Annotated in this window: 5 protein-coding genes and 1 pseudogene; 4 read left to right on the top strand and 2 right to left on the bottom strand. The window is 70.4% G+C overall.

The window, feature by feature from the left end:
• Positions 1–266: 266 nt before the first annotated feature.
• Positions 267–3,185: a glycoside hydrolase family 48 protein gene (locus tag ABZ896_RS49800; RefSeq protein WP_360945149.1), complete on the bottom strand. Its 2,919-nt coding sequence runs from the start codon at positions 3,183–3,185 to the stop codon at positions 267–269.
• A gap of 253 nt (positions 3,186–3,438) precedes the next feature.
• Between ABZ896_RS49800 and ABZ896_RS49795 the strand changes: the two genes are divergently transcribed.
• From ABZ896_RS49795 to ABZ896_RS49785, 3 genes are all read left to right on the top strand, one after another.
• Positions 3,439–4,926 carry a cellulase family glycosylhydrolase gene (locus ABZ896_RS49795; RefSeq protein WP_360945146.1) on the top strand — a complete coding sequence of 496 codons (1,488 nt, stop codon included), beginning with the start codon at positions 3,439–3,441 and terminating at the stop codon, positions 4,924–4,926.
• Between the two features lie 62 nt (positions 4,927–4,988).
• Positions 4,989–6,701 carry a glycoside hydrolase family 6 protein gene (locus tag ABZ896_RS49790; RefSeq protein WP_360945143.1) on the top strand — a complete coding sequence of 571 codons (1,713 nt, stop codon included), beginning with the start codon at positions 4,989–4,991 and terminating at the stop codon, positions 6,699–6,701.
• A gap of 190 nt (positions 6,702–6,891) precedes the next feature.
• Entirely contained in the window at positions 6,892–7,800 is a 909-nt protein-coding gene (locus ABZ896_RS49785) for a methyltransferase (protein WP_360945140.1), read from the top strand.
• On the opposite strand, the gene ABZ896_RS49780 is transcribed toward ABZ896_RS49785, so the two are convergent.
• A complete protein-coding gene (locus ABZ896_RS49780; protein ID WP_360945137.1) occupies positions 7,715–9,103 on the bottom strand; it encodes a glycosyltransferase family 39 protein in 1,389 nt (462 codons plus the stop codon). The two genes, ABZ896_RS49785 and ABZ896_RS49780, sit on opposite strands and share 86 nt — an antisense overlap.
• A 260-nt stretch (positions 9,104–9,363) precedes the next feature.
• Here ABZ896_RS49780 and ABZ896_RS49775 point away from each other — a divergent pair.
• A pseudogene (locus tag ABZ896_RS49775) lies at positions 9,364–11,006 on the top strand (hypothetical protein).
• Positions 11,007–11,029: the final 23 nt, after the last annotated feature.

Raw genomic sequence — 11,029 nt, 5'->3', positions numbered from 1 at the left:
CGATCTTCACGACGTCGGACGACTCGTCCAGGTGCTCGTCCGTCGTCTCCGGCAGGAACCGCGCCGGGTCCGTCTCCAGTTGCTCCAGGAAGACGGACGGCCTCGTCGTCAGGTGACGAGACCTGGTACGCGAAGCTCTCGGGCGGTTCCGAGGAAACACCGCGTCCTGGTGCGCCCCTGAAGGGGCGCGGGGAACTGCGCGACCAGCCACAACGGACCCGCAGACAGAACACGGCCCAACCCGCGGAGCGCCCGGCGGGGGCGGTTTATTCGAGAAGCTCCGCGTACGACCCCATGGCCAAGGCGATGTCCGCCTGAGCCCAGAACCGGTGATAGGTGAATGACGGCACGGCCCCGCCCGCGAGGTACGCCTGGATCTTCGACCACGCCGGGTCGTCCTCGTAGAACGACCGGATCGACTCGAACGTCGACGACGCGTTGATCGCGTCCCCGTTCGGCATCGTCCCGGTCCACCCCGACGGGATGTACACCGCGTCGTCGAACCGGTTGTAGTCCGCCCGGTTCTCCGGCACCGCGATCCCCAGCGCGTCCTGGTAGTTGTTCCACATGCCGTCCAGCAGAGCCTTCGCGGTCGTCGCCGCCTCCGTGTCCCCGGAGCGGTCCGCGTAGTACGTCAGCGTCTTGGCGTACGCGGCGGCCACCCCCACGTCGTTGGTGTAGTCGGCGACCGTGACATGAAGTCCGCTGTTGGCGCCCGGACTTGACGCGTTCCAGGTGTCCGGCTGACCGGACCACTGGAGCGTCGACGGGATCAGATACGTCCCGTCCGGGTTCACGGTCGTCTTGGACAGCGCCCAGTCGACCCACTTGTCGAGGACCGCCTTGGCCTGCGCGTTCCCCGTCTGCTGGTAGTACTCCGCGACCCGCTCCATCGACCACGCCTGGAAGCCGAACCACTGGTTGGACGGCGGGTCGTGGTAGACGGGCTGCTGGTCGTAGTACATGCCGTAGAAGGTCGACTTGCCGGCCGGCGGGGTCGCGTAACGGCCCGCCCAACTGTTGGTCGCACCGCCCGCGATGGCGCCCTCGTCGGACTGCAGCCAGCGGTAGAACTCCAGCTGCCGGGTCAGTGAGGTGCCCCAATCGGCCGCCCCGGTCGCGGACTTGGGCTTCAGATCGGCGTACGAGCTGAGCGCGTACGCCGCAAGGGGGTTCTGATAGCCGCCGTGCGCGTGGCTGGAGCCGATGCGCCAGGCCCAGCCCGCCGAGGTGTCGGTCGCGCCGCCCCACGCGTAGTACCAGGACAGCAGGTACATCGAGGCGTCCTTGCCGGTGCCGGCCGGGCAGGTGGACGGCCCGACGCAGTTGCCGATCTTCTTGAAGTACTTGTCGTACATCGCGTAGCGCAGGTAGTCGCCCATCTTCGCGGCCTTGCCCACGGTCGCGGAGACGTCCGAACCCTTGCCCTGCTGCTTGGCCCAGACGTCCGCCCAGTACGCGGCCTGCACTGCACGCGCGTCGGCGTCCGGCGCGTTGGTGAACTTCCACTGCTTCGCGTAGGAGGCGTCACCGGTGAACAGGTCCAAGTACCCGTTCTTCCCGCCGTACTTGAACTGATCGCAGGTCGGCTGCGGCACCGTCTCCCACACCGACTCCTGCGCGCCGCGCTGGAAGGTGTTGATGTACGACGGTCCGGTGTCCGTCGGCCCCGCCTCGCACTTGCCGGGCGAGTTGCCGTAGCCGTACACATTGTCCACATCCTGCAGCCAGTGCATACCGTAGACGTCGTCGGTGCCGTATGCGGTCTTCAGTTCACCGGCGATGGGATCCGATCCCACCGACACCCCGGTGTCCAGCTTCGCCGGGTACTCGTTGGGGGTGTCCAGCTCGGGCGCGTAGGTGGCCGGCTTGGAGGCGTTGTAGAAGGAGTTGGTCGGCTGGTCGGCGTGCGTGGGGATCATGTACTTCTCCATGATGTCCCAGGCGCCGTTGAACTTGGTCCAGTCGCCCGTCACCTTGCCGTACATGGCCTGGAGCCACAGGAGGTAGCTGTACGCCTCCGACGTGGTCTCGTGGCCGTGGTCCGGCGCCTCGACGATCAGCGTCTCCACCGAGTGGTAGGGGATGCCCTCGGGGGAGAAGTAGCCGTTCGCCGGGTTGGTGATCTTGCCGTACAGCTCCAGGAACCGGGCGTCGTACTCCTTCGTCGCCCCGATCTGGGTCGCCGTCACCGAGGCCTTGGCGTGGCCCGTGGCCGTCGACTCGAAGACCGCCGAACCCGTGCCGGAGGCGGCGGCCGTGAGCGTCACCGTCTGCGCGGTGTTCCAGTTCGACGGCGTGAAGGTCAGCGAGGCGCCGCCGGTCACGGAGAGACCCGTGTTGCCGCTCGCCCGGGCGGTCGTCACGGTCACGTTGGCGCTCGGCTGCGTCGAGAGCTTCACCGTGTACGTGCCCGTCTTGCCCTGCTGGACGGCCAGTTGGGTCGCCGAGGCGACGATGGCCGGCCCCGAGGCGACCGTGATGCCGACCGGCGTCGACGCGGCGGAGGCGCCCAGGCTGTCGTACGCCTTCGCCAGCAGGGAATGACTGCCCACGGTCAAACTTGAGACCGAGAGCGAGTACGGCGACGTGGTGTCGGTGCCCAGCAGCGTGGTGTCGTCGTAGAACTCCACCTTGCTGATGGTCGCGCTGTCCGCCGCGGCCGCCGTCGCGGCGAGCGGCACCGCGGTGCCCTGGGTGTAGACGGCGCCCGCCGCCGGGCTGGTCAGCACGGTGATGGGGGGTTGGTGGGCGCCGACACACGTGGTGCCGTTCACCGCGAAGGACGCGGGTGCGGTGTTGGTGCCGCTGTACGTGAACTGCGCACCGGTGTTGACCGCCGCACCCGCGGCGATCGTCGCGTTGTACGAGGCGTTGGTGACCGAGATCGCCTGCCCCGACTGCGACCAGCTGCCGTTCCAACCGGTGCCGGAGAGCTTCTGGTTGCCGGAGTAGGCGTAGGCGAGCGTCCAGCCGTTGATGGTGTCCGTGCCGCGGTTGGTGATCGTCACGTCCGCGGTGAAGCCGGAACCCCAGTCATTGGTCTTGTAATCCACACTGCACTGAACTGCCGCTGCCTGTGCGGGAGTTGAACCAGCGCTCAGCATCGCGAAGGGCAGTGCCAGGGCCGCCACGACAGCGGTCCACAATCGCCGGGCAGGCCGGCGTCTCCTCGTGGGGGGCATTGCTGGTTCCTCCTTGTGCGGCTCGGAGAAGTCAAGGCTTGAACCAGTGGGAGCGCTCCCATAGTGGGGACGGGGGGTCAAGGGGTCAAGGTGCTTGAAGAGTCGAAAAGATTCGATGAAAGGGGCTGAGGAAAAGTCAAGTGACGCCTCTGGTCTTTGCCTCCACTTGGCGCTAGCTTCCTTGGCACCAGTGGGAGCGATTCCATCAGTCGACGCGTCCGTCACGGACGCGCTGAGCTGCAAGGAGTCGCTCATGCGACACCCCCCGCGTTCAGTACTTTTAGCCGCTGTCGGCGCGGTCGCCCTCGTCGGGGCCGTGACGGTTCCGGTGGTCTCGGCGTCCGGGGCTGCCCCTGTCTGCTCGGTGGAGTACACCGTCACCAGTCAGTGGGACAGCGGCTTCCAGGGTTCCGTGCGCATCACCAACAACGCCGCTCCCGTGAGCAGTTGGAGTCTCACCTTCGGCTTCACCGGCGGCCAGAAACTCACCCAGGGCTGGAACGCGAAGTGGTCCCAGTCCGGCACGACGGTCACCGCGGCCAACGAGAGCTACAACGGCTCGCTGGCCACGGGTGCGAGCGTCAGCGCCGGGTTCATCGCGTCCTGGTCCGGGAGCAACGCCGTACCGACGACGTTCGCGTTGAACGGCACGGCCTGCAACGTGGACGGCGGTACGACGCCCACACCCACGCCGGAACCGTCGGATCCGCCGGCTCCCGGTGACGGCACGCCACCCGCTCTCCGCGTGTCCGGCAACAAGCTCGTGGACGCCGGTGGCACGACGCGCCGGCTGCTCGGGGTGAACCGGTCCGGCGGCGAGTTCATGTGCGTCCAGGGCCGCGGCATCTTCGACGGCCCGGTCGACGACGCCTCCGTCAAGGCGATCGCCGACTGGAAGGCCAACACGGTCCGCATTCCCCTCAACGAGGAGTGCTGGCTGGGCCTGTCCAACATCAACCCGGCCTACTCCGGGGCGAATTACATCAACGCCGTCAAGGACCTGGTGGCGAGGGTGAAGGCGCACGGCATGACGCCGGTGGTCGAACTGCACTGGACCTACGGCCAGTACACCGGCAACTCGGCCGGCTGCTCCGACGTGCACGCCAGCTGCCAGAAGCCGATGCCCGACATGCAGTACACCCCGTCCTTCTGGACGTCGGTGGCCAACACCTTCAAGGCCGACCAGGCCGTCGTCTTCGACCTGTTCAACGAGCCCTACCCGGACCGCGCGACCTCCACGACCACCCAGGCGTGGCAGTGCTGGCGGGACGGCGGCACCTGCCCCGGCATCTCGTACGAGGTCGCCGGTATGCAGGATCTCGTCGACAGCGTCCGGGCCACCGGCGCCACCAACGTGATCCTGGCCGGCGGGATCGCGTACTCGAACGACCTGAGCCAGTGGCTGACGTACAGACCGACCGACCCGGCCGGCAATCTCGCCGCCGCCTGGCACGTCTACAACTTCAACACCTGCTCCAACGAGAGCTGCTGGAACTCCACGCTCGCCCCGGTGGCCGCCCAAGTGCCGCTCGTGGCGGGGGAGATCGGCGAGAACACCTGCTCGCACGGGTTCGTCGACCAGGTCATGAAGTGGTTCGACGACCGTGGCCTGTCGTATCTGGGCTGGACCTGGAACACCTGGGACTGCTCCTCCGGACCGTCCCTGATCTCCGGCTACGACGGCACACCCACCGCGTTCGGCATCGGTCTGCGCGACCATCTGCGCGCCGTCGCCGGATAAGAGCCGCACGGACAACACCCGCACCGGACAACACCCGCAACGGAAGAAGGAAACCCGCACTCATGAGTCGTACGAGAACCGCGCTCCTCGCTTCCCTGGCCCTGGTCGCCGGGGCCTCCGGGACCGCCCTCGCCGTCACCCCCGGGGACGTCGGCATCCAGGCGATCCCCTGCGCCGTGGACTACAAGGTGCAGAACCAGTGGGACACCGGCTTCACCGCCGCCGTCACGATCACCAACAACAGCGCCGCCAAGTCGAGTTGGGCGCTGAAGTGGTCGTACGCCGGAAACCAGAAGGTCGCCAGTTTCTGGAACTCCAAGATCAGCCAGAGCGGGACGGCCGTCACCGCGACCAACGAGACCTACAACGGCACGCTCGCCACCGGCGGTTCGGTGAGCTTCGGCTTCAACGGGACCTACAGCGGCACCAACGCGCTGCCGACGGCCTTCACGCTCGACGGGGTGGCCTGCAACGTCGACGACGGCGGCAGCGGGCCGACCAACCCGCCGGACCCCGGGGGCGGCACGAAGGTCGACAACCCGTACAGCGGCGCCAAGGTGTACGTGAACCCCGAGTGGTCCGCCAAGGCCGCGGCCGAGCCGGGCGGCAGCCGGATCTCCAACCAGCCCACGGGCGTGTGGCTGGACCGGATCGCCGCGATCAACGGCGTGAACGGCGGGATGGGGCTGCGCGCCCACCTCGACGCGGCCCTCGCGCAGAAGGGCAGCGGCGAACTCGTCGTCCAGCTGGTCATCTACAACCTGCCCGGCCGGGACTGCGCGGCGCTCGCCTCCAACGGCGAACTCGGCCCGACGGAGATCGACAAGTACAAGACGCAGTACATCGATCCGATCGCCGCCATCCTCGCCGACCCCAAGTACGCCTCGCTGCGGATCGTGAACACCATCGAGATCGACTCGCTGCCGAACCTCGTCACCAACGTCTCGCCGCGGGCCACCGCCACGGCCAACTGCGACACGATGAAGGCGAACGGCAACTACATCAAGGGCGTCGGCTACGCGCTGAACAAGCTCGGTGACGTATCCAACGTCTACAACTACGTGGACGCCGGGCACCACGGCTGGATCGGCTGGGACGACAACTTCTCGGCGACCGTCCAGACCATCAAGCAGGCGGCGACCGCCGAGGGCGCGACCGTCAACGACGTGCAGGGCTTCATCACCAACACCGCCAACTACAGCGCGCTGAAGGAGCAGTACTTCACCATCAACGACTCCGTGGCGGGCAAGTCCGTGCGCGAGTCGAAGTGGGTGGACTGGAACCGGTACACCGACGAGCTGTCGTTCGCGCAGGCGTTCCGGCAGGAGGCGGTGAACCAGGGGTTCGCCTCGGGTGTCGGCATGCTGATCGACACGTCCCGCAACGGCTGGGGCGGCTCCGCCCGGCCCACCGGGCCCGGCGCGACGACCGACGTGGACACGTATGTCAACGGCGGGCGGATCGACCGGCGGATCCACGTCGGCAACTGGTGCAACCAGTCGGGCGCGGGTCTCGGTGAGCGGCCGCAGGCGTCGCCGGCCGCCGGGATCGACGCGTACGTGTGGGTGAAGCCGCCGGGGGAGTCGGACGGGTCCAGCTCCGCGATCCCGAACGACGAGGGCAAGGGCTTCGACCGGATGTGCGACCCGACGTACACCGGCAACCCGCGGAACAACAACAACATGTCGGGTGCGCTGCCGAACGCTCCGCTGTCGGGGCACTGGTTCTCGGCGCAGTTCCAGCAGTTGATGCAGAACGCGTACCCCGCGCTCTGATGTGACGCCGGGTGCGGTGGGACTGCGGGTGCCGGTCCGTTGTGGCCGGTCGCGCAGTTCCCCGCGCCCCTGGGTTCGTTTCGGGCCGCCGGGATTTTTTGCCGGTGCGTTTGCTGTTGTGGCAACTCCACTGGCATCTCCTCGGTGCGTCGGCGCACGCTGGCGGCACACCGACGAGAGGCTGACCGCCATGGCTCACGAACACGACCACCACGACCACCACGGCCACGACAAGCACGGCCACCACCACGACCACACCGACATCGACTGGGCCGAGATGGCTCCGCATCTGGAGAGCCAGGCCGAGCTGTTCACGCCCCTCTACGAGAAGGCCCTGGCCTGGCTCGGGCACAAGCAGACCGAGCCGGGGCTGATCGTGGACGCCGGCAGCGGTCCCGGCGTGCTGTCCTGTCTGCTCGCCGAGGCCTTCCCCGGTGCGCGGGTCGTCGCGGTCGACGTGTCGGAGCCGCTGCTTGAGCGGGCCGCCGGGCGGGCCGAACGGCTCGGCCTCGCCGACCGCTTCGGCACCCTCGCCGGTGAACTGCCCAGTGTCCTGGAGGACTTGGACTACCCCGTCGACCTGCTGTGGGCCTCCCGGAGCCTGCACCACCTCGGCGACCAGCGCGCCGGGATCGCCGCGTTCGCCGCACGGCTGGCCCGCGGCGGGACCCTGGCGCTGATGGAGGGCGGTCTTCCCCCGCGCTTCCTCCCCCGGGACATCGGCATCGGGCGGCCCGGCCTCCAGGCCCGGCTCGACGCGCTGGAGGAGGGATGGTTCGCGCAGATGCGGGCGGACCTGCCGGGTGCCGTCTCCGAGACGGAGGACTGGCCCGCGCTGATGGCGTCGGCGGGGCTGCGGCACACCGGGACGCGGAGCTTCATGCTGGACCTGCCCGCGCCGACCACCGACCGGGCCCGGGCGTACATCGCGCACTCCCTCGGCCGGCTGCGCGAGGTGTTCGGCGAGCACCTGGAGGCCGGGGACCGCGAGACCCTCGACCGGCTCCTCGACCCTACGGACGCGGCGAGCGTGCACCGGCGGGCGGACGTGTTCGTGCTGGCGGTGCATACGGTGCACACCGCCGTACGTACCGGCTGATCTGCGCACCCTGCAGGCGTCGGACCGAGTCCCGGACGAAGCACCGCTCCAGCACCCGGCGCTTGACCACCTCCTGCGGCGACCGGTCCCTCGGCTGGTCCGGCGGGTCTTCCACGACGACGATCCGTGCCGTCGCCAGCATGCGGGCGCGGATCACCGAGGGCGCGGCCTCGGTGCCGTAGAGGGTCGCCGAGGCGGTCGGCGTACGGGCCAGGGCCACGTCGACGAGGCCCGAGAGTGCCGTCAGTGACCACACCCGCCGCCGCGACGGCAGGTAGAGCACACCGTCGGCGTCCATCGCACCGATCGCCCCGGCGACGGCGGTGGCGTCGTCGGTACGGCTCTGCGGAGTACGCAGATGGAGGGCCACCGGCAGCAGGGACAGCAGGGCGGCGCCCGCCGCGAGCAGGGCGACCGTCCGCACCCGCCCGGCCCTCCGGGGCAGGTCGTCCAGGGCCGCGCCGAGCAGGAGGGCCGTGCCCGCGTGGCCGTAGAGGACGTAACGGTCGACGTAGAGCGGCTTGAGCGGGGTGAGGAGGATCAGAACCAGGGCCGGGAGGATGGTCAGCGGGACGGCCAGGCGGGTCACGGGTCGGCTGCCCAGAAGGATCGCGCAGGCCACGCCCACCGCACCGACCCCCGCGAACCCCGCCAAGGCGCCCACCCCGAGGCCCCCGATCCACGCCACCTGCTCCGACTGGCGGCTGCTCAGCACGGCCAGGGGAGCCAGCCCGACGCACACCGCCAGAGCCGCTCGCAGGGCGGTGCGGTGGAGGACCGCCAGCAGATGCGCGGGCAGCACCAGGACCGCGAACTCGTGCAGGAGACACGCGGTGAGCATGACCATGCCGTACGGCAGCCAGGGGCCCCGTCGGTCCGCGGCGCGCACCAGGAGATACGTCGCCCAGATCACCAGGGCGCACACGAGCGCGTACGAACGGCCCTCCTGGGCGTAGCGCTGGACCGGTGGCAGTACGGCGAAGACGAGCCCCGCGAGCAGTCCCGCCCGGGGGCCGGCGAGGCGGCTGCCGAGGAGGGCCAGGGTGCCGGCGGCGACCGCGATGGCGAGGACCGAGGGCAGGCGGAGGACCAGCAGGGGGTCCGTGTCGCCGGCGATCCGGAAGAGGCCGTGCAGGAGCAGGTAGTACAGGCCGTGCACCGCGTCGGCGTGCCCGAGCGCCGCCCACAGGTCGGGCAGGGGGCGCCGGGCCATGTCGTACGACACCACCTCGTCCCGCCAGATGCTGCCGCCGCGCCGGACTCCCCACAGGCCGAGGACGAGGGCGAGCACGGCCGGGGCCACGACGTGCCAGGGGCGTCGGACGGGGGGTGTCGGAGGCAACCGGACCGGGTGGAACAGGCGTTGTGGTGAGTGTGTGGTGGTGATGGCTGACTCCGGTGCTCGGCGGTCGGCGCGGGAGCCCGGGAGGGGCCGCGCGGCGGGGTGCACCTGCGAGTCCAGAGGCCGGCGGATTGTTGGGCAGCCCCTGTTCGGAGCGCCTATCAATCGGCCGGCGACGGTCGTCGGCGGGCGGGACGGCCGTGAGCGAGGGGGAGACGCGGATGGGGCGCCGGGAGAAGCCGCTGGATCCGGGGGCGGGGAGTGTGCAGCAATTCGCCTACGCACTGCGCAAGTTGCGCGACGAGGCGGGCACGCCGACCTACCGGGTGATGGCGGCCCGGGCCGGCTACTCGGCGCCCACGCTGTCCGCCGCCGCGGCCGGGGACGGCTGCCCAGCCTGCCGGTGCTCCTCGCCTACGTCCGCGCCTGCGACGGCGATCCGGCGGAGTGGGAGCGGCGGTGGCGGGAGGTCGTCGCCGCGTCGGCGGACGTCGTCGAGGACGGTGAGGAGAGCCCCTATCCGGGGCTCGCCCGCTTCGGGACCGGCGACGGGGAGCACTTCCACGGCCGTGACGACCTCGTCGGCGAACTGCTCGGGCTGGTCGGGCGGACGCGGTTCGCGGCGGTCGTCGGTGCGAGCGGCAGCGGCAAGTCGTCGCTGTTGCGGGCGGGGTTGGTACCCGCGCTGCGGGACCGTCCCGGGCTCGCGGCGATCCGCATGCTCACCCCGGGCGCCCATCCGGCGCGCACGCACGCGGAGTTGTTCGTCCCGCACGAGACCGAGGCCGAGTCCGAGTCCGAGACCGAGGCCGAGTCCGCGGGGGACACCCTTCTCGTCGTCGACCAGTTCGAGGAGCTCTTCACCCTCTGCACCGACGCGGGCGAACGCGCCGGGTTCCTCGGGCAGTTGCTCGCGGCGGCCGAACCGGCGTCCCGGCTGCGGGTGGTGATCGCCGTACGCGCCGACTTCTACGGCCGGTGCGCCGAACACGGGCCCCTCGCCGAGGCGTTGCGGGACTCCGCCCTGCTGGTCGGGCCGATGTCGCCGACCGCCCTGCGGGAGGCGGTGGTGCGGCCGGCCGCCGCCCGGCGGCTCGTCGTGGAGCGAGCCCTGACCGCGCGGATCGTCGCCGACGTGGCCGGGGAACCGGGCGGACTGCCGCTGATGGCCCACGCGTTGCGCGAGGTCTGGCGGCGGCGCACCGGCAAGACGCTCACCCTCGCCGCGTACGAGTCGGTCGGCGGAGTCCGGGGAGCCGTCGCGCACACCGCGGAGGCCGTCCACGCCCGCTGCACCCCCGCCGAGGCCGCCGCCCTGCGCGCGCTGCTGCTGCGGCTGGTCAACCCCGGCGACGGCACCGAGGACACGCGGCGGCCCGTGGACCGCGCGGAACTCGACGCCGGCGCGACAACCGCGCGGGTACGGGAACTCCTGGTCCGCGAGCGCCTGTTGACGGTCGACGGCACCACCGTCGACCTCGCCCACGAAGCCCTCCTCGGCGCGTGGCCACGGCTGCGCGGCTGGCTGGACGAGGACCGGGAGCGGCTGCGCGTGCACCGCCGGCTCACCGAAGCGGCCCTGGCCTGGGACGAGTTGGGGCGGGACGCGGGCGCGCTGTATCGGGGGACACGGTTGACACAGGCGCGTGAGGCGTTCGGGGTGGGCGCCCCGGCTGACGATCCCAGCGATCATGGTGAACTGAACCGGCTGGAGCGGGAGTTCCTGGCCGCGGGCGTCGAGGCGTACGAACGCGGTCGCCGTGCCGCCATCCGATCCGCGCGCCGACTCCGTGCCCTGACCGGCGCGCTCGCCGTACTGCTCTGTCTGGCCGCTCGCCCGTCGCGTCGTACTTGTACGACGTGACCGAGCCGTCGGCGTTCGTGACC

It is taken from the genome of Streptomyces sp. NPDC047072 (genome assembly GCF_040643855.1).
GTDB lineage: Bacteria > Actinomycetota > Actinomycetes > Streptomycetales > Streptomycetaceae > Streptomyces.
This window is presented reverse-complemented; position numbering and strand designations above follow the sequence as displayed.

Coding starts and splice junctions, on each gene's coding strand:
- ABZ896_RS49790 (WP_360945143.1), top strand. CDS start 4,989: ATGAGTCGTACGAGAACCGCGCTCCTCGCTTCCCTGGCCCTGGTCGCC.
- ABZ896_RS49800 (WP_360945149.1), bottom strand. CDS start 3,185: ATGCCCCCCACGAGGAGACGCCGGCCTGCCCGGCGATTGTGGACCGCT.
- ABZ896_RS49795 (WP_360945146.1), top strand. CDS start 3,439: ATGCGACACCCCCCGCGTTCAGTACTTTTAGCCGCTGTCGGCGCGGTC.
- ABZ896_RS49785 (WP_360945140.1), top strand. CDS start 6,892: ATGGCTCACGAACACGACCACCACGACCACCACGGCCACGACAAGCAC.